A 24,802-nucleotide genomic window follows, 5' to 3' on the forward strand; every position below is an offset into this window, starting at 1 on the left:
TGGCTTCCTCTTTTTTTAGCTTTCCTGTTTGGATGGATTATCCCGGTGCTGCTTCTCGTTTTCACGAAGCTGGAGCACCAGTTCTTCCGTTGGGGTAACAAACAGGGTGGACTGGTTGTCATAGGTTACAAAACCTGGTTTAGCTCCGCTTGGTTTTTTCACATGCCGGATCAGCGTGTAGTCGACCGGTACGGAGCCGGATTCGCGTGCTTTGGAATAAAAGGCAGCAATAGAAGCGGCTTCTTTGAGCGTCTGTTCGGAAAAGTCCTCTGCCTGAATCACTACATGGGACCCGGGAATATCTTTTGTATGGAGCCATGTATGGGAGGCGCGGGAGAGTTTATTCGTTAAATATTCGTTTTGTTTGTTATTTTTGCCGACAAAAATCAAGGTGCCGTCTGTGGAAAGATATTTCTCAATAACCGGTGCAGCAGGTTTTTTGCGCTTCTGGCCTTTTTTCATCTTTCGTTTCATATAGCCCTGTTCCGCAAGTTCTTCGCGGATATCTTCAATATCTCCAGGAGAAGCGGATGCAAGCTGCTGGAGAATTTGATCCAGGTAGTTCATTTCCCGTTTGGCATCCCTGATCTGTCGTTTTACAAAGCTCAGCGACGTTTTCGCTTTGTTGTAGCGCTTGAAATATTTCTGCGCGTTTTCAGAAGGCGACAGTCTTGGGTCCAGAGTCAAAGTAAGAAAAGCACCATCCGGATCATAGTAGTCCATTACTTCAATTTCCTTTTCGCCGCCTTTAATCAGGTGAAGGTGAGCCGTCAGCAGTTCGCCGTATTTTTGGTAGTCCAGCGAATTTTCCGATTGTTGCAGCGTTTTTTCGAGTTTTTTTATTTTTTTCTTATTTTTCTGCCATTCGTTCTGCAGAAACCGCTGCATATCATGGGACTGCTGTTTCACACGGTCCCGTTCTGCTTTTCCGGTATGAAAGCGTTCGAGCAGTTCACTTGTTGAAGCAAACCTCGTAACGTCCCCTTTTAAATGGTCAAGAGGAAGGACAGAATAATATTCCTTACCGCCGGCAACAATCATCTGCGGCTGAAAGCGCAGATGGGAAACGTCGTCCATCATCCGGACAAAGGTGTCTGCCACCTGGGAAACAGAACCAAGGCCTGCCTGGTGGATCACTTCTTTTGTTACCTGCGGGGAAATACCGGTATACGCCTGGAGAAGCTGCTTATCAAGGCGTCCCTGATTGGAGTCGAGGTGCCGGAGCACATCATCCCGGTCCGCTGCGAGCGGGTCGGCTTTTTCCTGGGAAGGAGGTTCTATATAAGGGCGTCCCGGGAGAATCGTACGATAGCTGTTTACTGAAGGCGGAAGGTGCTTCAAACTGTCGAGAATCAGATTGGACCCGGCATCCAGCAGAATGATATTGCTGTGTTTGCCCATTATCTCCACAATCAGCTTTTTTTCCTGCTTTTCTCCTATTTCGTCTTTTCCTTCGATATAGAGAGTAATAATCCGTTCCATTCCGTGCTGTTCTATCCGACGGATAAATCCGCCTTCAAGGTGCTTTCTTAGGAGCACACAGAACATCGGCGGCTCAGGCGCATTTTCATAGCGCTGGGAAGTGAAGTGAAGCCTTGCAAAATTGGGATTTGAAGATAAAAAAAGCTGATGATTTACGCGCTCGGCACGAATCGTCATGCTGATATCCATTTTATACGGCTGTTTAATTTTAGAAATACGACCGTTCAGGACGGTGTCGTTTAATTCTGCTGTAATGGCTCTTGCCATAATTCCGTCAAAGCTCATCTTACCTACATCCTTTCATCTTTTACAGTATATCACGCACGTGGAACCGGAAGATACCGGCAGGACCGGTGGAGCTGTTCGTTTTTAATGGAAATAAGCTTTATTATTTCCCTTAGTTGTTAGGAATGATAAAATTAGGTAGAATATATGAGCGGATGTGATAAAAATGGCTGTAAGCATGACAGGGTTTGGAACGTCAGCAGTATCTATTGGAGACGCCACCATACATATTGAAATAAAAACAGTGAACCACCGTTACAGTGATACTGTGCTCCGTATGCCCGGCGTCTTTCATTCGGCGGAGCACGTATTCCGGAAACATATAGCCGCAGGCATCAGCCGGGGCAAGGTCGACGTGTTTATGTCGATTGAAGGAATTCTTCCCTCCGCCAAAAAAGTCTTCGTAGACTGGGGACTTTTAGCTGATTATCTCAGTGTTGCCGAAAAAATGGACCGGATGGAAATGTTTAGGCCGGCGCTGTCAGCAGAATCGTTTATCCTGCATTCGGATGTAGTGCATGTGACGGAAAATCCACAGCTTGGCGAAGCGTGGCAGGAAGCCCTTCTTTCCGGGGTTCAGCAGGCGCTTGATGCCGTTGTGCTGATGAGAACACATGAAGGCCATGCGCTCACGCAGGATCTTCAGGACCGGCTTTACCTGCTTGAAGATTTTACAAAGCAGCTCGAGGAAAGAGTGCCGGCTATCGTGGAAGGATACCGTTCCAGGCTGGAGCAGCGTTTAAAGGAAGTCGATACCTCCCACCTTCCCCATGAGGACCATCTATACCGGGAAGTGATCCTGTTCGCTGAAAAAATCAGCATAGCGGAAGAGATCACCAGGCTGTACGCCCATATTAAGCAGTTTACCTACATTTTAAATGAGCAGACGGCGGTGGGAAGAAAGCTTGACTTTCTGCTGCAGGAAATGAACAGGGAAATGAACACAATCGGCTCCAAAGCAAGCGATGCCCCATCAAGCCACATTGTGGTGGAGATGAAGAGTGAGCTTGAAAAAATGAGAGAACAAGTTCAAAATATAGAGTAGATATCGAACGCATTTTCGTCTATACTCAAACAAGCAGGAAAGAGCACGGTTGACCAGAATAGGGGGGTAACACATTGAGCATAAAACTAATAAATATAGGTTTTGGCAATATTGTTTCAGCAAACAGAATTATATCCATCGTAAGCCCTGAATCGGCACCGATTAAACGAATCATTCAGGAAGCGCGCGACCGGAGCATGCTGATTGATGCTACGTACGGCAGAAGAACAAGAGCGGTCATTATTACAGACAGCGATCACGTTATTTTGTCAGCCGTACAGCCTGAAACGGTTGCACAGAGGCTTCACACGAAAGAAGAACTCTCCGAAGATTAATTTTTGAACAGAAGGAAGGACGTTGTGTACTATGAAAGACGATAAGGGGCTGCTCATCGTATTATCGGGCCCGGCCGGTGTAGGCAAAGGCACGGTCTGCAGCGCTTTGAGAAAAAAAGACAGCAGCATTGAATATTCTGTGTCCGCTACAACAAGAAAGCCGCGTGAAGGAGAAATAGATGGCGTAAACTATTTCTTTAAGACCCATGAGGCTTTTGAAGAGATGATAGCGCAGGATAAGCTGCTGGAGCATGCCAAATACGTAGATAACTATTATGGTACACCGATTGATTACGTACTGGATACGATTGAAGAAGGACGCGACGTCATTCTTGAAATTGAAGTCCAGGGCGCAAAGAAAGTAAGGGAAAAACATCCGGAAGGGATATTTATTTTCCTGATTCCGCCAAGTCTGGCTGAACTTCGTGATAGAATTACAAAGCGGGGGACGGAAACCGCGGATATTATCAACAAGCGCATGGATATCGCGAAAGAGGAAATCGAGATGATGGACTATTACGATTATGTCGTGCAAAATGATGAAGTAGAGAAAGCAGTTGAACGTGTGCAGTCGATTGTCACTGCGGAGCACTGCAGAAAAGAACGCCTTATAGACAAATACAAAAAAGCAGTGGAGGTCGAATAATATGTTATACCCATCAATTGATACACTTATGACTCATATTAATTCAAAATATACGCTATGCACTATCTCAGCAAGACGGGCAAGAGAACTTCTGGAACTTGAAGAAGCGGTGCCGATGATTGATAACATCAAGTCTGCGAAGTACGTAGGCGTGGCTCTGGAAGAAATTGAACGTGGAAAGCTGGACTATACAGCTTCGGACGATCCTTCCAAACAGCAGCAGGATAAGTAAAACACAGCGGCCTTCTTCACAGGGGGCGGCTTTTTTTTTCAAATGGATGAACGGCAGGAGGAAATCAGATGCAGGGAAAAAATATAGTATTGGCAGTAAGCGGAGGAATTGCTGTTTTTAAAGCCGCCGCCCTGGCCAGCAGGCTTAAGCAGAGCGGGGCTCATGTGAAAGTGATGATGACCGGGCACGCCCAGGAATTTGTTACGCCGCTGACGTTTCAGGCGTTAACGAGAGAGCGGGTCTATACCGATACATTTGCTGAAAAAGAACCGGAAGTGGTCGCCCATATCGATATCGCCGACTGGGCGGATATTTTTATTGTGGCACCGGCAACATCCAATATTTTAGGAAAGCTTGCCAATGGAATCGCGGACGACATGGTCACGACCACCGCGCTCGCTACGAAAGCTTCCATGTATGCAGTGCCGGCGATGAACGTAAACATGTACAATCATCCCGCAGTACAGCGCAGCATGAATCAGCTGAAGCAGGACGGCTATCGTTTTGTCGAGCCGGGTGAAGGTTATCTCGCCTGCGGCTGGATCGGCAAAGGACGCATGGCAGAGCCGGAAGATATTATTGCTTTTTTAACCTATCAGGAAAAAAACAAACAAACGCTCTCCGGACGGCGTGTGCTTGTAACAGCGGGACCAACGCATGAGTACATTGATCCCGTGCGTGTCCTGACGAATCCGTCCAGCGGTAAAATGGGGTTTGCTTTTGCAAAAGCCGCCGCAGACATGGGAGCAGACGTAACGCTGGTCGCAGGCCCGGTTAAGCTGGATACACCGCCGGGAGTCAAGCGGATGGATGTAACGTCTGCCGCAGATATGCACCGTGAGGTGATGGCAGCAGCCGGCAGTCAGGATATTATTGTGAAGGCGGCCGCTGTCAGTGACTATCGTGCAAAAGAACGGCTGGCCCATAAAGAAAAGAAAACAGCGGGCAGCCATCAGATAGAAATGGAACGCACGGCAGATATTCTGCAGGAATTAGGAAAGCTTGCCGTAAAACCGTATCTTATTGGTTTTGCAGCAGAATCGGAAAATATCGAATCCTATGCGCAGGAAAAATTGAACCGGAAAAACGCAAATATGATTGTGGCCAACAATATTGCTTCCGCCGGTACCGGATTTAATACGGACACAAATGAAGTATTTGTTGTACAACAAGAAAAACCGACCGTGCACCTGCCGCTGCAGAGCAAACAGGCGATAGCTGAAACCATTCTTTCGATGGCGGTTGATCAGTTAGAGGATGCGGATAAGAAATGATCGCTAAAGTGATTGTGGATGTGCCTACCGGCCAGACGAACAGATTGTACGATTATAAGATTCCGGAGGAAATGGAGGAATTTATCCAGCCCGGAATGAGAGTGAACGTGCCTTTCGGATCCCGCCAGATTCAGGGGTTTGTAACGCAGACCACAGACGCTACGGAAGTAAAAAGGATTAAAGAAATCACCTCGCTGCTTGATCCCTCGCCGGTATTAAGCAGAGAGCTTCTCCAGCTGGGCCAATGGATTGCAGAAGAAACGGTGTGTTTTTTAATTACCGCCTATCAGTCGATGGTTCCTTCGGCAATCCGCGCCAAGCCGAAAAAAAGACTGTTTCTCGCTGAAGAGCCTGAAAACGTACCTGCTGAAATTGCAGCCGCGTTTGCCGGAAAAACGATGGTGGACTGGGAAGCTTTTCCGGCAGAAAAGCAGGTAATGAAGCTGTTAAATGAAGAAATTCAGGCAGGGCGAGTTATCGTTGATTATCTGCTGAAGAACCGGACCGAAAAAAAGATGCAGACAGTATTGTCTTTAACGAAGGAATATCAGGCAGTCGGAGCCGAACATAATCTGTCCGCGGGCGCCAAAAAGCAGCAGCAGATCGTTGAGTGGATGCAGCAGGAGCTCGGGGATAAAGAAATTGCCCAGCCGGAGCTGCTCGTCAATACCGGTGCCGGGCGCCAGGCGGTACGCGCTTTAGTCGATAAAGGACTGCTCGTTGAAAAGAAGACAGAGTTTTACAGGGATCCGTTTAAAGATAAAACGTTTCAACAGTCCACGGCGCTTCCGTTAATGGAAGAACAGCAGGCGGCGGTAGACAGTATTCTCGGCAGTCTCCATGCCGGCCGGACAGACTCCTACCTGCTGCACGGCGTTACAGGCAGTGGAAAGACGGAAGTGTATCTGCAGGCTATTGATGAGGTTATCTCGCAGGGAAAAGAAGCCATTGTCCTTGTGCCGGAAATATCATTGACCCCACAGATGGTTAATCGATTTAAAGGAAGATTCGGATCCGAAGTGGCCGTGCTGCATAGTGCGCTTTCCGCCGGAGAAAAATATGACGAGTGGCGGAAGATTCATAGAAAAGAAGTGAAGGTGGCAGTCGGCGCCAGATCGGCTGTGTTTGCCCCATTTGAAAACCTGGGATTAATTGTGATGGATGAAGAGCATGAAGGAAGCTACAAGCAGGAAGACCATCCGCGCTATCATGCCAAACATGTTGCCATCTGGCGGGCGGAACACCATCACTGCCCAGTCGTATTCGGAAGCGCGACACCGAGCCTTGAATCCTACGTGCGTGCTGAAAAAGGTGTCTATACGCTGCTCGAGCTTCCGCAGCGTGTGAACCGCAAAGCAATGCCGGAAGTGACCATTAAAGATATGCGAGAAGAGCTCCGGCAGGGAAACCGCTCCGTTTTTTCCACGCTTCTGCTCGATAAACTAAAAGAGCGGCTGGAGAAAAAGGAACAGAGCGTCCTGTTTTTAAACCGGCGCGGCCATTCGACATTTGTTATGTGCCGGGACTGCGGGTTTACGCCTTCCTGCCCGCACTGTGAAATTACGCTCACTTATCATCATACGAACCGACGCTTGAAATGCCATTACTGCGGGCACGAGGAGCAGATGCTGCATACATGCCCTTCCTGCCAAAGCAGCCAGATTCGTTTTTTCGGTACGGGAACCCAGAAGGTGGAAGAAGAGCTGACGAGGCTTCTGCCGGAAGCACGCGTCATCCGGATGGATATGGATACGACGAGCCGGAAAGGATCGCACGAGAAACTGCTTGATGCGTTTGGAAACGGGGAAGCGGATATTCTGCTTGGTACGCAGATGATCGCAAAAGGACTCGATTTCCCGAGAATCACGCTGGCAGGAATACTGGCCGCAGATACGATGCTTCACCTTCCCGATTTCCGAGCAGCGGAACGAACGTTTCAGCTTCTGACACAGGTCAGCGGACGGGCCGGAAGGGATAAGCTGAAAGGTGAAGTAGTGGTGCAGTCGTACACGCCTGAGCATTACAGCATTCAGCATGCCAAAACCCATAATTACAAAGCGTTCTATCAGGAAGAGATGCTGCAGCGCAGGCGCGGCGGCTATCCGCCGTTTTATTATTTAACGATGGTGAACGTAGCACATGAAGATTTAGCCGAAGTGATGAAAATATCCGATAAAATTACCGGGTATATCCGCAGTTCCCTTTCCGAAAAAGCAGTAGTACTCGGTCCTACGGTTTCTCCTATTGCAAGGATTAAAGATAGATATCGGTATCAATGCATGATAAAATATAAAAATGAACCCGAGCTTACGAAAGTGCTTCAGTCTGTAGCGGAGCGCTACAATCAGGACATTGCAAAAGGGAAGCTTCAGCTTTCCATGGATATGCACCCTTATATGTTTATGTAAATAGAGCCCCGCGGACCATCGTGACAAATGGAGAGCGGGGTTGTTTGTTTGTTACAAGTACTCATCGTAATTAGAAAGGAAGACACAGCTGATGAAGATCGTTTTTATGGGAACACCCGATTTTTCCGTGCCGGTTCTGCAGGGACTGCTGGAAGAAGGATACATGATCACCGCTGTGGTTACACAGCCGGATCGCCCGAAAGGAAGAAAAAAAGTTCTTGCGCCGCCGCCGGTAAAAGTAGAAGCACTAAAGCAGGGACTGAAAGTGCTGCAGCCGGAAAAGCTGAAAGGAAGCCCGGAGTTAAAAGAAATTATTTCCCTTCAACCGGATCTGATTGTTACTGCGGCTTATGGACAAATCCTGCCAAAAGAGCTGCTTGATACACCGGCGCTTGGAGCAGTTAATGTTCATGCATCTCTGCTTCCAAAATACAGAGGAGGCGCGCCGATTCACCAGGCGGTTATGGACGGGGAAGAGAAAACGGGCGTAACGATTATGTACATGGTGCCAAAGCTTGATGCCGGAGATATGCTGACTCAGGTGGAAGTGGCAATCCAGGAAGACGATACGACCGGCACGATGCATGACAAATTAAGTGAAGCCGGGGCCCGGCTGCTGCTGGAAACCATTCCGCTTTTGGAGGCAGGAAAAGCTGTTCCCCGCAAGCAGAATGAAGCAGAAGCAACGTTTGCCTCCAATATTACAAGAGACCAGGAAAAAATCGACTGGAACAGGACCGCCCGGGAAATCCACAATCAAGTGCGGGGTCTGTTTCCATGGCCGATTGCTTACACAATGTATGAAGATAAGTTATATAAAATCAGAAAAACCATCCGCCTGAATGAGAAGCACGAAGGAAAACCCGGAGAAATTGCAGCTGTTAAGGAAGATGCACTCTGGATTACAGCAGGCGATGGCCTGCTTCTTGCGGTGACGGAACTTCAGCCATCCGGAAAGAAAAAAATGGCAGTAGAAGAACTGCTGAGAGGCAGGCATCCATTTGCAGAGGGGAAGCGTTTCACGAGTGAAGACTAAACAGCCGAATGACGTCAGAAGCATTGCCGTTTCTTTAATAGAGAGAGTGGAAAAGGAGGGCGCATACAGCCATTTAGTGCTTGATGCGGCCATTAAAGACCGGCTCGTGCCGGAGCGTGATACCGCGCTTCTTACCGAGCTTGTCTACGGAACGATCAAACGAAGGAATACATTAGACTACTGTCTGAATGCCCATGTAAAAAAAGGGGTAGGCTCCTTACAGACGTGGGTTGCGTCGCTGTTGAGAATGTCGCTGTATCAAATGATTTATCTGGATCGGGTGCCGGAAAGAGCTGTTTTGTATGAAGCCGTCCGCATTGCCAAAGAAAAAGGACATGAAGGCATCGGCAGTCTCGTGAACGCCGTGCTCCGTTCCTATCAAAGAGCCGGTTTTCCTGAACTCCCGGAGCAAATGAACCGGCTCGAAAAGCTGTCGATAGAATACAGCCACCCGCTGTGGCTGCTCAAAGAGTGGGAAGCAGCCTACGGCAAAGAGAATACCGAGGCAATGGCGGCGCAGAATCTGGTGCCCCCGCGCACGAACATCCGGATAAACCGTATGAAAGGTTCCAGAGAAGACGTGATGGACAAGCTGGAGCGTGAAGGCTGTGAAACCGAACCCGGCTCTTTATCCGAAGACGCACTTGTCGTGCTGTCTGGAAATGTGCTGATGACCAAAGCATACAACGAAGGTTTTTTTACCATACAGGATGAAAGCTCTATGCTTGTTGCCAGAGCACTTGACGTCTCACCGGGCATGACGGTGCTCGACGCGTGTGCGGCTCCTGGCGGAAAAACCACTCACATTGCTGAACGGATGGAAAATCAGGGAACGGTGCACGCCTTTGATCTTCATCAGAAAAAGCTGAGGCATATTGAGGAACAGGCAGACAGACTCGGTCTGTCGATTATTACCACAAAAAAGCTGGATGCCAGAAATATTCTTACCGAGGCAGAAGAGCAGCAGTATGACCGGATTTTAATAGACGCGCCGTGCAGCGGCATGGGCGTTATCCGCAGAAAACCGGAATTAAAATGGAACAAACAGCCGGATGACTTAAACTCCCTGCCTTCGATACAATATGATATATTAACAGAAGCAGCTAAAACCTTGAAAATAGGCGGCAGGATCGTGTATAGTACATGCACAGTGCGTCCGGAGGAAAACGAACAGGTAGTGGAGGCATTTTTAGAAGCCCATCCTTCCTTTGTTCGGGATGATTCCATGAAAAGGCGCTTAACTCAGGACACGGAAAGCGGAAGTGATTGGACGATTCTTCCGCATGATTACGAGACGGACGGTTTTTACATTGCGGCACTTGAAAGAAAAGGGTAAGAAAGAGGGATTTTAAATGCAGGAATTAAAAAAAGAAGTACAAGCGGAAATCGCAGGGAAAAAAGGTTCTATCTACACGCTCCAATTCGATGCTTTAAAAGCATGGCTCCAGGAAGAAGGAGAGCCGTCCTTCCGGGCGGACCAGATTTTTTACTGGCTTTATGATAAACGGGTGGAGCAGTTTGATGAAATGACGAACCTCTCCAAGCCGCTTAGAGAGAAACTAAGCAGTACGTTTTCGATTACCCCGCTGAAAGAAGTGGCTAAGCAGGAATCAGTAGACGGAACGGTTAAACTGTTGTTTGAACTTGAAGACGGCAACACGATCGAAACGGTTGTTATGAAGCATGGCTATGGCAACAGCGTATGTGTGACCAGCCAGGTAGGCTGCAGACTGGGCTGTACGTTCTGTGCCTCCACGCTCGGCGGCTTAAAGCGTAATCTGGAAGCCGGAGAAATTACGGCCCAGGTGCTCGCTTCCCAGCGTGCGCTTGATGAAAAAGGCGAGCGGGTCAGCTCTGTCGTTGTTATGGGAATTGGAGAACCATTTGATAACTATAATGAACTGATTGGCTTTTTAAAGGTTATTAATCATGACAAAGGCTTAAACATTGGTGCCCGTCATATAACGGTTTCCACAAGTGGTGTCGTACCAAAGATTTATGATTTTGCGGATGAAAAACTGCAGATTAACTTCGCGGTTTCCCTGCATGCACCGACTACAGAAATAAGAAGCCGCCTGATGCCGGTAAACCGTGCGTGGCCGCTTGATAAATTAATGGAATCTATTAAGTACTATCAAGAGACGACCAATCGCCGGGTCACGTTTGAATACGGCCTGTTCGGCGGCGTCAACGATCAGGTGGAACATGCAAAACAGCTTGCAGAACTGATAAAAGGCCTTAAATGCCACGTGAACTTAATACCGGTTAACTACGTGCCGGAGCGGGATTACGTACGGACAAAGCGTGAAGACATTTTTGCCTTTGAGAAAACACTCAAAGAAGAAGGAGTCAATGTAACAATCCGCCGTGAGCAGGGCCATGATATTGATGCAGCATGCGGCCAGCTCCGTGCGAATGAAGGAAAAAAGAAGTGAGGTGAACCGCTCCCTTGAAGCAGGCGTATAAAACCATTACCGGCAGAGTGAGAAGACACAATGAAGATGCCGCAGGTATTTTTGAAAACCAAAGCGGCGAGTATTTGGCAGTCGTTTGTGATGGAATGGGCGGACACCAGGCAGGAGACACAGCAAGTGCAGCCGCTCTGGACATACTAAAACGGGAGTGGGAGAATGAACCGCTCCCGCTGTTTCCTGAAGAAGCCAGAGCCTGGCTTGTGAACCGTATGGAGAAAGTAAATACGGCTATCTTTGAACTGTCCCGGCAGAGTACCTATCTGCAGGGCATGGGAACAACCGCCGTGGCTGCAATATGCACCCCGGGGTTTATAGCAATCGGCCATGTGGGAGACAGCCGCGCCTATTTATTTGATGAGCACGGCGTATACCAGAAAACCCAGGATCACTCACTTGTGAATGAACTTCGCCTGAGGGGTGAACTGACGGAAAAAGAAGCCGAAAGCCATCCGCGAAAAAATGTGCTTACCCGTGCACTCGGCACAGAAAAAACCGTTAAATGTGATGCTTCGGTCATAGAATGGGATAAAGGGGAAGGCGTCTTTTTATGTTCAGACGGCCTTTCCAATAAAGTAACAAGCCTGGAAATCGCTGACTTTCTGCAGAATAAAGATTCTGTAGAAGAGGCGGTGGAAGGGATTGTACATAAAGCAAACGACAGGGGCGGAGAAGACAATATTACGATTGCTGCTGTTATTAATTCCTTTTCTATGGAAAGGAGGACCCAGTGATGAACCTGATCGGCAAACGAATGAATGACCGTTATGAAATCATCAGCCTTATCGGCGTCGGCGGAATGGCCCATGTGTATAAAGCCAATGACATCATCCTGGAACGGTTTGTCGCTGTTAAAATCCTTCAGCCCCAGTATAACGCAGACAATGACTTTATCAGACGCTTCCACCGGGAAGCACAGGCCGCGACGAGCCTGCATCACCCCCATATTGTGAATATTTATGATGTAGGCGAAGACGAGGATACCTATTATATCGTGATGGAATACGTAGAGGGCATGACTCTGAAAGAAAAGATGATACAAGAAGGACCGCTGCCAATAGACGAAGCCGTGGAGATTATGAAGCAGGTCCTGGGCGCCATTGAGCAGGCGCATGCCAATAGAGTGGTGCACAGAGACCTGAAGCCGCAGAACATATTAATGAAAGGCCATACTGCTAAAGTGGCTGACTTCGGGATTGCCCGGGCGGCATCTTCAGCTACAATTACCCATACCAATTCTGTACTTGGCTCCGTCCATTATTTATCACCGGAGCAGGCAAAAGGAAGCGCCATCACCCACCGTGCGGATATATATTCCCTCGGCATTCTTTTGTTTGAAATGGTTACGGGAGGGCTTCCATTTAAAGCGGAGTCGGCCGTAAGCATTGCGCTCATGCACATTCAGGAAAGTATACCAATGCCTTCAGACAGCCGGACGGGTCTGCCGCAGAGTATAGAAAATATTATCCTGCGGGCGGTGGAAAAAGATCCGGATGACCGGTACCAGACGGCCTTTTCCATGAAAGCAGACCTGCAGACGTCGCTCCAGGAAGCCAGAAAAAACGAAGCGCCGTATATCGGATTTTATCAGACGCTGGCAATGGCTTCTGTGTATACTGGTCCTGCTGCGGAAAATGAAGAAACCAAAATACTGCCGGTTCAGGCTGTGACAGGTCCAAGAGAAGACAGCGGCGGACGCAAAAAAAGCCCGCCTAAAAAAACCAGCTGGTTTTTGTCTTTTCTCATTGTGGCGCTCCTGGTGTTTGCATCGATTATTGCCGCATTTACGTTTGTTCCTGAAATACTAAGCGTGGAAGATGTTGATGTTCCCGAGGTGGAGGGACTGCACGCTGAGGAAGCGCTGGAGCGGCTTGAGAATACAGGCCTTGCTGCAGTGCCGGAAGAAGTTGCAATTGAAGATAGAGCCAGCGGAGAAACGACCGGTCAGCAGCCAACAGCAGGCTCTTCTGTGAAAAAACATTCGGAAGTGACGATTTACATTAATGATCTTTCCACAATGGAAATGGCTGAAGACAGCAGCACCAGGCAGGAAAGCGGCTGGGCCTCTATTTGGACAGAGCTTTTGCTGCCGGGCATTGTGCAGGCAGAAGATTAAGAGGAGGAAGCATGCGAGAAGGACTTATTATAAAAGCACTCAGTGGGTTTTATTATGTAAAAAATGAGGACGGCGTGTTTCAATGCAGGGGCAGAGGATTATTTCGAAAGCAGAAAATCTCGCCTCTTGTAGGAGACCGGGTGGAGTTTGATGCCGATAATGACAAAGAAGGCTACGTTCAGGAAATTAAAGAACGCAAAAATGAGCTCGTTCGTCCATCGGTTGCAAATATCGATCAGGGAATACTCGTTTTTTCAGCAGTCGAGCCTGTATTTTCGACTATGCTGCTGGATCGCTTTCTCGTCCATTTGGAAGCCCACGATATAGAGCCCGTTATCGTAGTGACTAAAAAAGATCTGGCCTCTCCAACCGAACAGGAAAAAATAGAAAAATTTGCTGATATGTACCGCAATATCGGGTATCCGGTATATTTTCTGAGCGTCCAGACACCGGACAGCCTCGAACAAATTTCTCATTTGTTTGCGGGCAAACTTTCCATCTTTGCAGGCCAGTCAGGAGTCGGCAAGTCTACGCTGCTTAATTATTTAAACCCGAAGCTTCAGCTGGAAACAGGTGTCATATCCGATCATTTAAAGCGCGGCAAGCATACGACACGTCACGTGGAGCTCGTGGAAGTATTTGATGGACTGGTAGCAGATACGCCGGGGTTCAGTTCTCTGGAGTTTACCGGCCTGCTTAAAGAAAACGTGGACATCTATTTTCCGGAAATGGCAGAACGGCTGCCGGACTGCAAGTTCAGGGGCTGTACGCATGTGAAAGAACCAGGCTGCGCGGTGACAGCTGCCTGGAAAGAAGGCGATATCGCCGATCATCGTTACCAGCACTACTTGCAATTTTATAAAGAAATCTCAGACATCCGGAGGTACTAAAACAATGACAAAAATAGCACCGTCTATTCTAGCCGCAGATTTTGCACGTTTGAAAGAAGAAATTGAAGAAGTGGATAAAGGAGGGGCGGAATATATTCATATCGATGTAATGGACGGGCACTTTGTACCAAATATTACTATCGGCCCGCTGATCGTAGAAGCTGTCCGCCCCCATACAAATAAAGTACTTGATGTCCACTTAATGATTGCGCAGCCGGACCAGTACATTGAAGCATTTGCCAGAGCGGGAGCCGATATTATTTCTGTCCACGTAGAAGCCTGTCCGCACCTGCACCGTACGATCGAGCTGATTAAGCAATCCGGTAAGAAAGCCGGCGTCGTATTAAATCCGGCCACCCCGGTCCAAAGTATCCTGCCGATTTTAAAAGAAGTGGACCTTGTATTGTTTATGACAGTCAATCCCGGTTTCGGCGGTCAGGCTTTTATTCCGGAAGTAATGGATAAAGTAAGAGAGCTCCGCAGTATTATTGATGAAAAAGAATATAAGGCGGAGATCGAAATTGACGGCGGCGTAAATGAAAAAACCGCAAAGCTCTGTGTAGAAGCGGGAGCCGATGTGCTTGTGGCAGGATCGGCCATCTATAATCAAAAAGACCGTGCCCGAGCAATAGCAGCTATCCGTGGCTAGTATTTCATAATAATATTATGTAAACAAAAAACGAACCAAAAAGAACAGCGGCTGTTAGGCCGCTGTTCTTTTTAATGCGTAGGCAATATATGATTATACGCGCTGCACTTTGCCGGATTTAAGAGCACGAGCAGAAACGTATACACGTTTTGGTTTGCCATCTACTAGGATTCTAACTTTCTGAACGTTAGCATTCCAGCGTCTTTTCGTAGCATTATTAGCGTGGGAACGGTTGTGGCCGGATTTAGGACCTTTACCGGTAATAAAACATTTGCGAGCCATGAAACGCACCTCCTTTATGTTTCTCTGTACCAATTAATTCATACTAAATGATTTTAGCACAACCCTTTCCGCAATGCAATCCTTGTTAAGAAAAGATCTTGACAAGCATTGCAGTGAACAACAAGTGCCGGCTATTTTACAGCTGTGTTCTATAAATATACGGCATCGTTTGTCCAACGCTTTCAAAAACCGCGGGCCTATAGTAAACTAAAAGGCAGAATGTTTAATAGACGGAGGAGGAATATGTATGGCAATAGAAGTTTCATCAACGCATGGAAAAATTGAAATCTCGGATGATGCAATATCCACTGCCGCCGGCGGAGCTGCTGTTGACTGCTACGGTATTGTAGGCATGGCTTCCCAAAAGCATTTTAAAGACGGCATTTCCGATCTGCTCAAAAAAGAAAATGTAGAAAAAGGAATTGTTCTGCGAAGAGAAAAAGAAGAAGTACATATTGATATGTACATTATAGTAAGCTATGGCATTAAAATATCCGAAGTGGCCTCCAATGTACAAAGTGCTGTGAAATACCAGGTCAAGCATATGCTCGGATTAGATGTGAAAGCTGTTAACGTATATGTACAGGGTGTTAGAGTGATTGATGCGTAATAGAAATGAGGAGGAAGCAGCGTGTTGGAAAATGAGTTAAAAGCTTCAAAACTTGCGGACATGCTTGGAGAAGGAGCAGCAATGCTTCACAAGCATGCCCAGGAAGTAGATGCATTAAATGTGTTTCCGGTTCCTGACGGTGATACAGGAAAAAACATGAACCTTACGATATCTTCCGGAATGAAGGAAGTACTGGCATCAGACAACAGTGAATCCGCCGGGAAAACCGCGAAAGCATTTTCCAAAGGCCTGCTTATGGGAGCCAGAGGGAATTCAGGTGTTATCTTATCCCAGCTTTTCCGGGGGTTCAGTCAAGTTCTTGATAAAGAAACGACCGTAACAGCTCAGAAGCTCGCTGCTGCATTTAATGAAGGGGTCCATACCGCCTACAAGGCTGTTATGAAGCCGGTGGAAGGCACTATTCTGACGGTAGCCAGAGAAGGTGCAGCTTATGCCCAATCCCGTCTGGAGGAGAGCACAACGCCGGTAGAATACTTTCGTCACTTAGTGGAAGGTTCGGAGCAGTCATTGGCGGGAACGCCTGAACTGCTTCCCATTTTAAAAGAAGTAGGGGTAGTTGATTCAGGAGGCCAGGGACTCGTTTATATTTATACAGGTATGTACAATGTACTAGCCGGTCTGGCATCGACAGATTCGAGGGAAACGGTGCCTTCTTTGGATGACCTCGTGAAGCTGGAGCATCACCAGCAGGCGCAGACTCAGCTTTCCACCGAGGACATGGAATATGGCTACTGTACGGAAGTCATGATCTGTTTTGAAGAAGATAAATTAAAGAAAATCCCATATGACGAAACAGCCTTCAGGGAAGAACTCTCTGAATGGGGGGATTCTTTATTAGTCGTGCACGATGAGGAGCTGCTGAAGATACATATTCATGCAGAGTATCCGGGTGAAGTAATCAATAAAGCCCAGCGGTATGGCTCCCTGCGTCATATCAAAGCAGAGAACATGCGCGAGCAGCACCAGGCTATCGTAGAAAAAGATGCCGGGCGTAAAACGCAGCCGGTCAGGCCGAAAAGCCGCTACGGGGTAGTAGCTGTATCCGCAGGCCCGGGAATGGACGAGTTGTTTCAAGGCATGGGGGCCCACGAGATTATCAGCGGCGGGCAGACAATGAATCCAAGTACGGAAGATTTTCTCCAGGCGATAGAACGGGTCAATGCCGAGCACGTTTTTCTGCTTCCCAACAACGGCAACATTATTATGGCAGCCGGCCAGGCTGCAGAAGTATCTGAAAAGCAGGCCACGGTCATTGAAACAAAAACGATACCGGAAGGACTAAGCGCGCTTTTGGCTCTAGATGAGTCGAAGGATGCTTCTGTAAACAGCCGGGCTATGACCGAGGCTAAAAGCCATGTAAAAAGCGGAGAAGTTACTTTCTCCGTTCGGGATACGGTTATCAATGGCCGAACGATCGCAAAAGATGACTATATGGGTATTTGCGGGAAGAATATTATCAGCGCAGGATCCGATATAAAAACAGTCACAAATGAGCTTCTTGCCAGCATGATTGATGAGGAGACAGAAATCGTTACCATCATTGAGGGAGAAGACAGCGATGAAGCGACATCGGATGCTGTCCAGGCTTTTATTGAAACGCATTACGAAGAAGCAGAAGTGGAACGCCACCGCGGCGGACAGCCGCTTTATCCTTATATAATTTCTGTCGAGTAGAAAATATATTCAAACAGCAGCAAATGAAAGCCTTTTTGTTAAAGAAAAGGCTTTTTTGCTGTGAGCGTGGTTTCTCCTGTAAAACAGAGGATAGAGAGTGCTATAATAAAGGCGAACGTACATTTCCACTTTTACTTTTCCGCAGTCCTGGAAAAGCAGGGAGGCTGACTAATGAATATGCAAATTCATTTATTATATAAAAATAAAAAAGGCTGTACCTCCAACCAAAAAGAAAGCGGGTGGGTACAATGAGCACGATTCATTTAAATGATCCGGTCGCTGTACTGCATGGAGTCGGGAAAGAAAAAGAGCTGGAACTCCAGCAGATCGGCATTCATACTGTACAGCAGCTGATTGAGCACTTTCCATATAGATACGAAAACCATGAAATTGTTCCGATTCACGAACTCGAGCATGACCAGAAAGCCACCATTACCGGGATGGTGCAGGGAGAACCGCTGCTTCGTTATTTCGGCAGGAAAAAATCAAGACTGACGGTTCGTCTCGTGTGCGACGGTATCCTCGTGACGGCCACTTTTTTTAACCGCGCCTTTTTAAAAAATAAAATCAAACAAGGAGAAGCGGTGACCCTCACAGGAAAATGGGACAAGCACAGGCTCACAATGACTGTTCAGGGGTTTCAGGAAGGGGAACCGGATCCTTCCAAAAGCCTGGCCCCGGTGTACTCCATCGGCGGCAACCTTTCCATGTTTCAGCTGAAAAAGTTCATTCAGACAGCGCTGAAAGAGTACAACAGCGGGATAACAGAAGTACTGCCGGAAGCCTATTTAAAAAAGTACAAGCTGCCCGGAAAACAGAGCGCCTACTGGAGCATCCATCAGCCGGGAAGCCATGAAGAATTAAAGCATGCCAGGCGCCGAATTGTATACGAGGAGCTGCTGTTATTTCAGCTTGGGATGCAGGCATTAAAGCGCTCCAAACGGATGGCAGCCCAGGGAAATAAATTAAGCTACGATAAGCAGCAGTTAAAAGAGTTTATTCAAACGATCCCGTTTTCTTTAACGGGCGCCCAGAAAAGATCCGTAAATGAGATCGTTACCGATATGCTTCAGCCGGGAAGAATGAACCGGCTTCTGCAGGGAGACGTAGGGTCCGGAAAAACAGTGGTAGCTCTTATTGTTATGTATGCCCAGTATTTGGGAGGGAATCAGTCCGCGTTAATGGTGCCGACTGAAATCCTTGCTGAACAGCATTTTCAATCGCTGCAGCCTTTTTTTGAACATACCGGAGTAAAGGTCGGTCTTTTAACAGGGTCTGTTAAAGGAAAGAAAAGGCAGGCAGTATATGAGGCCATTCAAACCGGCGGTGTTGATATTGTCGTAGGTACGCATGCGTTAATTCAGGAAGGAGTGGAATTCCAGAAGCTCGGACTTGTGATTACTGATGAGCAGCATCGGTTTGGGGTAAACCAGAGGCGGACGCTGCAGAATAAAGGCGAAAAGCCGGATGTTCTTTTTATGACAGCGACGCCTATCCCGCGGACTATGGCTATTTCCGTATTCGGCGATATGGATGTATCCGTCATTGATGAGATGCCGGCGGGCAGAAAGCCGATCCAGACGTTTTCAGCGAAACACACGATGCTTGAACGGGTCCTCGGCTTTATGAAAAAAGAATTGGACCAAGGGAGACAGGGATACGTAATCTGCCCGCTGATCGAGGAATCGGAAATGCTCGATGTGCAGAATGCGATTGACGTGCATGCCCAACTTAGTGCCTACTACACAAATTACGAAGTAGGGTTAATGCACGGCCGCCTGTCAGCAGATGAAAAAGAAGCCGTGATGGCTGCCTTTGCCGACGGGCAGGTGTCGGTTCTCGTCTCAACGACGGTAGTCGAAGTCGGCGTAAACGTGCCGAATGCTTCGGTGATGGTCATATATGATGCAGACCGGTTCGGGCTCGCCCAGCTCCATCAGCTGAGAGGAAGAGTCGGACGTGGAGAGGACCAGTCCTACTGTATCCTTCTGGCCGATCCCAAATCAGAAACAGGCAAAGAAAGAATGCGTATTATGGAAGACACCAACGATGGGTTTATCGTCTCAGAGAAAGACCTGGAGCTGAGAGGTCCCGGCGATTTTCTCGGCAGCAAACAAAGCGGCCTTCCTTATTTTAAACTAGCCGATGTTGTTCTGGATTACCGTGCGCTGGAAACCGCCAGACAGGATGCCCAGGACCTGATTAACAGCTCTGCGTTCTGGGAAGAAAAAGAATACAGTCCACTTCGTGATTATCTTCACAACCAGGGCGCCTTAAGAGGTGAAAAGCTCGACTGACGGTTGCAAAAACAAACCTGGAATTATATACTACCTTTATTACCTAGTCATAACATTGGATGGTGTCCTGATGAAATACACTAAAAAGCAGCGCCAGGAAAAATTAAAAAATAAAATTGTAGAAGATCCATTTATCACGGATGAAGACCTGGCTGACTTTTTCAGCGTCAGCGTCCAGACGATCCGCCTGGACCGTCTGGCCTTATCGATCCCTGAACTAAGGGAGCGTATTAAGCATGTCGCCCGTGAGCATTTAGATGATATTAAAGCACTGCCCGAAGAAGAAGTAATTGGGGAAATTATCGATCTTCAGCTTGATAAGGAAGCTATTTCTCTTCTTGATATAGGAAAAGAGCATGTGTTTTCGCGAACCGGCATTGCGCGCGGCCATTATTTATTCGCCCAGGCAAACTCGCTGGCGGTTGCCATTATTGACGAGGAAATGGCACTGACAGCTAAAGCCTCTGTCCTTTTTCACCGCCGGGTAAAAGAGGGAGAACGGGTTATCGCAAAAGCCGAAGTGAAAGGCACAAAAGATGGAAAAACCATTGTACACGTAGTAAGCAATGTGAAAGAAGAAATGGTATTTTATGGAGAATTTTCCATGTACCGTTCAGGAAAATAAATTAATTAAAGGAGCCGGTACAATGAGAATTGCTATTGATGTGATGGGAGGCGACCATGCGCCGAAAGCGCAGATTGCCGGGGCCATGGCAGCCGTCCGCTCTTTTAAGGATATAGAGTTCACTCTCATTGGAGACGAAACAGAGATTTTGAAACATCTATCCGATAAAAAGCAGATGACGATTTTACATACAACAGAAATGATTGACGACAACGATACCCCTACAAAAGCAGTCCGGAAAAAGAAAGGTTCGTCGATGGTGCTTGCGGTCCGCGAAGTGAAAGAAGGACGGGCAGATGCATGCATTTCGTCAGGAAATACCGGTGCGCTGATGACGGCAGGCCTGCTTCATATCGGTCGGATTCCCGGAATTGAGAGACCGTCTTTGGCGCCAATGCTACCAACGATCAGCGGCGAAGGCTTCCTGCTTTTGGATGTTGGGGCAAACATGGATGCAAAAGCCTCCCATCTGCTGCAAAACGCCATTATGGGAAGTATCTATATGGAAAAAGTTAAAAAAATGGACCGGCCGAGAGTCGGCCTTGTTAATGTGGGCACGGAGGAAGGCAAAGGGAACGAGCTTACCAAGCAGGCCCACCAGCTCTTATCAACTGCTCCGATCAATTACATCGGAAGCGTGGAAACAAGAGGACTTCTTGAAGGCGGCTGTGATGTAGTAGTTTGTGACGGCTTTTCCGGAAATCTGCTGTTAAAGTCTATAGAAGGTACGGCAAAAACGATTTTTAACCTTCTGAAACAGGAGATGAACTCCAGCTTAAAAAACAAACTGGCAGCTGGTGTGTTAAAGAGCAGCTTTAAAGGTATCGGAGAAAAAATGAATTACGTCCATTACGGCGGGGCGGCGCTGTTTGGTTTAAAAGCACCCGTCATTAAAGCGCACGGTTCTTCGGACCATATTGCCATTTTTCATGCGATACGACAGGCAAGGCAGATGGTAGAAGAAAGTGTAACAACGGTCATTCAGAAAGAAGTCCAGCAGCAACAGGAGGAATCACAATGAAAAAAACAGCCTTTTTATTTCCAGGCCAGGGATCCCAGTATGTAGGGATGGGAAAAGAATTGTACGATAGCTCCACAGATGCTAAAAACCTGCTCAATCGGGCGGATGAAGTGCTCGGCTACTCGCTGACAAATTTAATGTTTAACGGACCGGAAGAAGAACTAAAGCAGACGCAGAATGCCCAGCCGGCTCTTTTGGCAGCAAGCATTATTGCATGGAAAGAGCTGGACAAACTAGGAGTGACTGCTGACTTTACCGCGGGACACAGCCTGGGGGAATATTCAGCAGCAGTAGCATCCGGCGTTCTTTCTTTTGAAGATGCCGTACAGGCTGTGCACCAGCGCGGTCTTTTCATGGAAGCGGCCGTGCCGGAAGGAAAAGGCGCGATGGCTGCAGTGATGGGAATGGAACGGGAGGCGCTGGAAGCAGTGACCCGCTCTGTTACGGTAGGAAATGTACAGCTGGCCAATATTAATGCTCCCGGACAAATTGTTATTTCAGGTGATAAAGAAGCCGTTGATCAAGCAGGAGAAGCCGCTAGAGAGCAGGGAGCCAAGAAGGTTATTCCTCTTTCCGTCAGCGGACCGTTTCATTCAAAAGGAATGGAGCCGGCAAAAGAAAAGCTAGCAGACGTTCTGGCTGCGATTGTATTCACCGATGCAGCCACTCCCCTTGTATCCAACGTAACGGCTGAACCTGTTACAGATAAAGAACGAATAAAATCCCAGCTGATTGAACAGGTTACCTCTCCCGTACTTTGGGAAGATTCGATGAACAAACTGATCGAAGAAGGCGCCGTGACGTTTATTGAAATTGGACCTGGCAAAGTGCTGAGCGGCCTGATGCGCAGAATTCAGCGCCGCGGCCTCGACGTTATGGCAGCAGAAGATACGGACACGATAAATAAAGCAGCAGATTCATGGAAAGGAGAGGTATAATGCTAAAAGGCCAGTCCGCCCTTGTAACCGGAGGGTCCAGGGGAATTGGAAAAGCAATTGCGATTGAACTTGCCAAGCAAGGTGTTAATGTAGCAGTAAACTATTCAGGAAACAGGGAAAAAGCAGAAGAGGTGGCCAATTCGTGCCGGAAGTATCAGGTGGAAGCGTTCACCTGGAAAGCAGATATTTCCAAAGAAGACGAAGTAAAAACCATGCTTAAGGAAGTAACTTCGGCTTTTGGAGGGCTCGATATTCTCGTCAACAATGCAGGTATTACCAGAGACAATCTGATGATGCGGATGAAAGAAGACGATTGGGACGATGTGATGAATATTAACCTGAAGGGCGTCTTTTTCTGTTCCAAAGCTGCCGCGCGTACGATGTCGAAACAGCGCAGCGGAAAGATTATTAATATCGCCTCTGTCGTAGGTATTACCGGAAATCCGGGACAGGCGAATTATACGGCTGCAAAAGCAGGAGTGATTGGACTGACTAAAACCATGGCAAAAGAATTTGCTTCACGTAATATCCAGGTAAATGCTGTAGCACCGGGCTTTATTGCAACGGATATGACCGAACAAATGTCAGAGGAAGCACGTGATGCTGTTCTGGCACAGATCCCTGCGTCCCATCTTGGGAAGCCGGATGATGTGGCACATGCTGTAACGTTTCTGGCGTCCAGTCAGGCAGGCTATATTACCGGACAGACAATTAACGTCGATGGCGGCATGGTAATGTAAGGTTTCTATCCGCCCTTGCAGAAAAAGGGTGGTTTTTTCAGGGGACATCTTCTATAATGTCTAATAGTGTGTGAGAATGATATATTCTCTCGAGGAGGTGAAAAGCATGGCAGATGTAGAAGAACGCGTAAAAGGTATTGTAGTAGAACGCCTTGGGGTAGAGGAAACAGAAGTAACCAGAGAAGCTAGATTCAAAGAAGATTTAGGCGCTGACTCATTGGACGTAGTCGAGCTTGTAATGGAGCTTGAAGATGAGTTTGACCTGGAAATTTCTGATGAAGATGCAGAAAAAATTGTTACTGTGGCTGATGTAGTAGATTACATACAGGCTCAGCAATAACATCCCTGATGATTATCCTTTTTATTAATAAAAGGTATTTGGTATGATATATATGAATAAGCCAAGTTCTTTTAGGAACTTGGCTGTTTCTATATAAGCCTGGAGAAAATGAAAAGGAAACATAGCTGCTTATCGGGCGCTGATGTTTCGCAGAGGAGAAAAGAGTGATGCCAAAAGATATGTCACATTCATCAAGCCAAAAACCGCCGGTATCAAAAAAAAGAAAAAAAACGGGGGCAAAAATGGTGTTTCCTCCTGAACAAAAGCAGCGCATTAGAGAGAAAATGACGCAGCTTGGATTTACATTTAAGACAGAACATTTGTTATTTCAAGCTTTTACGCATTCATCCTATGTGAATGAGCATCGGATCCGGTCTGTACAGGATAATGAAAGACTGGAATTTTTAGGAGATGCAGTAGTCGAACTGGCTGTTTCCCGGTATTTATTTACCCACTTCCCGGATATGAGCGAAGGGGAAATGACGAAGCTCAGAGCGGCAGCTGTTTGTGAACCGTCCTTATCGAAGCTTGCAAAAGAACAGGGATTCGGCGAACTTGTCTTCATCGGAAAAGGAGAAGAAATGACGGGAGGACGACTCCGCCCGGCACTGCTTGCCGATGTGTACGAATCGTTTCTAGGTGCTTTGTATCTCGATCAGGGAATGGAACAGGCTCAGTTGTTTCTAAACGAGTCGATGTTTACAAAGCTGAAAAACGGTGCTTTTTCGCATATGATGGATTTTAAAAGCCAGCTTCAGGAAACGATTCAAAAAGAAAACGGGGGCACCCTTCTTTATGAAATTCAGGATGAACGAGGACCTGCCCACAGCCGGGAATTTTTTGCCGTGCTTAAACTCGATAATACGGTACTTGGGGAAGGCACCGGCCGCTCTAAAAAAGAAGCAGAGCAGCAGGCAGCTGAAAATGCCCTGAAATACCTGGAGCAGAACCACGGCAGCGGCTCCAAGTAAAAAAAGACCGCCACTCTTTCCCGGGAAAGAGTGGCGGTCTTCTATTCAGGCAGCTTATCTGCTTTTAGTCAATTTTCCAAGTTCGGATACGATAGCGTCCATTTCACTTACGCTGATCTTGCTTTTAGTGCTTACCATATCGTATAGTTCTTTGATTTCATCATAACGGTTCAGATCAAAGTTTTCAGCGTCAAGTGCTGCCGGGTTTACAATTTGAAGCTTCATTCTCATAACGTCCATCATTTCATGAACATTTTCTGTCGTTGGTTCTTGTAAACTCACACTATCTCCTCCAGATTGTTCGATAATTATTTATTGTAGGGGTTTTTCCCAAAAAGAGCAAAGGTAAATTACAGGATGAATGCTTCTGAACCCTGAAAGAATATGATAAAATAAAGTGTTGCAGTGAAATAT

At 47.3% G+C, this 24,802-nt stretch carries 25 protein-coding genes; 22 read left to right on the forward strand and 3 right to left on the reverse strand.

All coding sequences use genetic code 11. The annotated features are described in order from the left end of the window. Positions 1–15 precede the first annotated feature (15 nt). The gene (locus tag AC5W2J_RS10470; protein WP_496059407.1) at positions 16–1,767 is read right to left on the reverse strand and encodes an Rqc2 family fibronectin-binding protein; all 1,752 of its coding nucleotides are present in this window, start codon (positions 1,765–1,767) and stop codon (positions 16–18) included. A gap of 166 nt (positions 1,768–1,933) precedes the next feature. On the opposite strand from AC5W2J_RS10470, the gene AC5W2J_RS10475 reads away from it, so the two are divergent. The 13 genes from AC5W2J_RS10475 to rpe all read left to right on the forward strand — a co-directional run bounded on the left by AC5W2J_RS10475 (position 1,934) and on the right by rpe (position 14,869). Beyond that, positions 1,934–2,812 carry a YicC/YloC family endoribonuclease gene (locus AC5W2J_RS10475; RefSeq protein WP_496059408.1) on the forward strand — a complete coding sequence of 293 codons (879 nt, stop codon included), beginning with the start codon at positions 1,934–1,936 and terminating at the stop codon, positions 2,810–2,812. Between the two features lie 74 nt (positions 2,813–2,886). Continuing rightward, the gene (gene remA, locus AC5W2J_RS10480) at positions 2,887–3,147 is read left to right on the forward strand and encodes an extracellular matrix/biofilm regulator RemA (protein ID WP_120192302.1); all 261 of its coding nucleotides are present in this window, start codon (positions 2,887–2,889) and stop codon (positions 3,145–3,147) included. A gap of 31 nt (positions 3,148–3,178) precedes the next feature. Further along, the gene (gmk, locus tag AC5W2J_RS10485) at positions 3,179–3,793 is read left to right on the forward strand and encodes a guanylate kinase (protein WP_496059409.1); all 615 of its coding nucleotides are present in this window, start codon (positions 3,179–3,181) and stop codon (positions 3,791–3,793) included. A 1-nt stretch (position 3,794) separates the two neighbouring features. Then, a complete protein-coding gene (gene rpoZ, locus AC5W2J_RS10490; RefSeq protein WP_120192300.1) occupies positions 3,795–4,025 on the forward strand; it encodes a DNA-directed RNA polymerase subunit omega in 231 nt (76 codons plus the stop codon). 68 nt (positions 4,026–4,093) lie between these two features. After that, positions 4,094–5,299 (forward strand): bifunctional phosphopantothenoylcysteine decarboxylase/phosphopantothenate--cysteine ligase CoaBC, encoded by a 1,206-nt coding sequence (coaBC, locus tag AC5W2J_RS10495; RefSeq protein WP_496059410.1) that lies wholly within the window; start codon positions 4,094–4,096, stop codon positions 5,297–5,299. Continuing rightward, the gene (priA, locus tag AC5W2J_RS10500) at positions 5,296–7,707 is read left to right on the forward strand and encodes a primosomal protein N' (protein WP_496059411.1); all 2,412 of its coding nucleotides are present in this window, start codon (positions 5,296–5,298) and stop codon (positions 7,705–7,707) included. Before coaBC ends, priA begins: the two co-directional genes overlap by 4 nt. Positions 7,708–7,795: 88 nt before the next feature. After that, a complete protein-coding gene (fmt, locus tag AC5W2J_RS10505) occupies positions 7,796–8,743 on the forward strand; it encodes a methionyl-tRNA formyltransferase (protein ID WP_496059660.1) in 948 nt (315 codons plus the stop codon). Next, the gene (rsmB, locus tag AC5W2J_RS10510; RefSeq protein ID WP_496059412.1) at positions 8,733–10,079 is read left to right on the forward strand and encodes a 16S rRNA (cytosine(967)-C(5))-methyltransferase RsmB; all 1,347 of its coding nucleotides are present in this window, start codon (positions 8,733–8,735) and stop codon (positions 10,077–10,079) included. Before fmt ends, rsmB begins: the two co-directional genes overlap by 11 nt. Before the next feature lie 16 nt (positions 10,080–10,095). Continuing rightward, complete coding sequence (gene rlmN / locus AC5W2J_RS10515; RefSeq protein ID WP_496059413.1) at positions 10,096–11,178, forward strand: dual-specificity RNA methyltransferase RlmN; 1,083 nt, start codon at positions 10,096–10,098, stop codon at positions 11,176–11,178. A gap of 14 nt (positions 11,179–11,192) precedes the next feature. Beyond that, positions 11,193–11,948 carry a Stp1/IreP family PP2C-type Ser/Thr phosphatase gene (locus AC5W2J_RS10520; protein WP_496059414.1) on the forward strand — a complete coding sequence of 252 codons (756 nt, stop codon included), beginning with the start codon at positions 11,193–11,195 and terminating at the stop codon, positions 11,946–11,948. Continuing rightward, a complete protein-coding gene (gene pknB, locus AC5W2J_RS10525) occupies positions 11,948–13,330 on the forward strand; it encodes a Stk1 family PASTA domain-containing Ser/Thr kinase (RefSeq protein WP_496059415.1) in 1,383 nt (460 codons plus the stop codon). The genes AC5W2J_RS10520 and pknB overlap by 1 nt, the downstream gene beginning before the upstream one ends. A gap of 11 nt (positions 13,331–13,341) precedes the next feature. After that, positions 13,342–14,220: a ribosome small subunit-dependent GTPase A gene (rsgA, locus tag AC5W2J_RS10530; protein ID WP_496059416.1), complete on the forward strand. Its 879-nt coding sequence runs from the start codon at positions 13,342–13,344 to the stop codon at positions 14,218–14,220. Positions 14,221–14,224: 4 nt separating this feature from the next. Beyond that, entirely contained in the window at positions 14,225–14,869 is a 645-nt protein-coding gene (gene rpe / locus AC5W2J_RS10535; protein WP_496059417.1) for a ribulose-phosphate 3-epimerase, read from the forward strand. A 93-nt stretch (positions 14,870–14,962) separates the two neighbouring features. On the opposite strand, the gene rpmB is transcribed toward rpe, so the two are convergent. Then, positions 14,963–15,151, reverse strand: coding sequence for a 50S ribosomal protein L28 (rpmB, locus tag AC5W2J_RS10540; RefSeq protein ID WP_120192291.1), 189 nt, complete (start codon positions 15,149–15,151; stop codon positions 14,963–14,965). 247 nt (positions 15,152–15,398) lie between these two features. On the opposite strand from rpmB, the gene AC5W2J_RS10545 reads away from it, so the two are divergent. The 9 genes from AC5W2J_RS10545 (at position 15,399) to rnc (ending at position 24,388) form a co-directional block, all read left to right on the forward strand. Further along, entirely contained in the window at positions 15,399–15,761 is a 363-nt protein-coding gene (locus AC5W2J_RS10545; protein ID WP_496059418.1) for an Asp23/Gls24 family envelope stress response protein, read from the forward strand. A gap of 21 nt (positions 15,762–15,782) precedes the next feature. Next, complete coding sequence (locus AC5W2J_RS10550; RefSeq protein ID WP_496059419.1) at positions 15,783–17,456, forward strand: DAK2 domain-containing protein; 1,674 nt, start codon at positions 15,783–15,785, stop codon at positions 17,454–17,456. Between the two features lie 248 nt (positions 17,457–17,704). Further along, positions 17,705–19,753: an ATP-dependent DNA helicase RecG gene (gene recG, locus AC5W2J_RS10555; protein ID WP_496059420.1), complete on the forward strand. Its 2,049-nt coding sequence runs from the start codon at positions 17,705–17,707 to the stop codon at positions 19,751–19,753. A gap of 70 nt (positions 19,754–19,823) precedes the next feature. Next, on the forward strand, positions 19,824–20,378 hold the full coding sequence (gene fapR, locus AC5W2J_RS10560) for a transcription factor FapR (protein WP_496059421.1): 555 nt from the start codon (positions 19,824–19,826) through the stop codon (positions 20,376–20,378). A 22-nt stretch (positions 20,379–20,400) separates the two neighbouring features. Beyond that, positions 20,401–21,399, forward strand: a complete 999-nt coding sequence (gene plsX / locus AC5W2J_RS10565; RefSeq protein ID WP_496059661.1) for a phosphate acyltransferase PlsX — start codon at positions 20,401–20,403, stop codon at positions 21,397–21,399. After that, positions 21,396–22,337 carry an ACP S-malonyltransferase gene (gene fabD / locus AC5W2J_RS10570; protein ID WP_496059422.1) on the forward strand — a complete coding sequence of 314 codons (942 nt, stop codon included), beginning with the start codon at positions 21,396–21,398 and terminating at the stop codon, positions 22,335–22,337. Before plsX ends, fabD begins: the two co-directional genes overlap by 4 nt. Next, the gene (fabG, locus tag AC5W2J_RS10575) at positions 22,337–23,077 is read left to right on the forward strand and encodes a 3-oxoacyl-[acyl-carrier-protein] reductase (RefSeq protein ID WP_496059423.1); all 741 of its coding nucleotides are present in this window, start codon (positions 22,337–22,339) and stop codon (positions 23,075–23,077) included. Before fabD ends, fabG begins: the two co-directional genes overlap by 1 nt. Before the next feature lie 106 nt (positions 23,078–23,183). Further along, entirely contained in the window at positions 23,184–23,417 is a 234-nt protein-coding gene (gene acpP, locus AC5W2J_RS10580; RefSeq protein WP_120192284.1) for an acyl carrier protein, read from the forward strand. Between the two features lie 242 nt (positions 23,418–23,659). Next, positions 23,660–24,388 (forward strand): ribonuclease III, encoded by a 729-nt coding sequence (rnc, locus tag AC5W2J_RS10585; RefSeq protein WP_496059662.1) that lies wholly within the window; start codon positions 23,660–23,662, stop codon positions 24,386–24,388. A 54-nt stretch (positions 24,389–24,442) separates the two neighbouring features. Here the strand turns inward: rnc and AC5W2J_RS10590 are convergent, their stop codons facing one another. Then, a complete protein-coding gene (locus AC5W2J_RS10590; protein ID WP_496059424.1) occupies positions 24,443–24,670 on the reverse strand; it encodes a DUF1128 domain-containing protein in 228 nt (75 codons plus the stop codon). Positions 24,671–24,802 lie beyond the last annotated feature (132 nt).

Source organism: Sinobaca sp. SA16-1 (genome assembly GCF_059510515.1).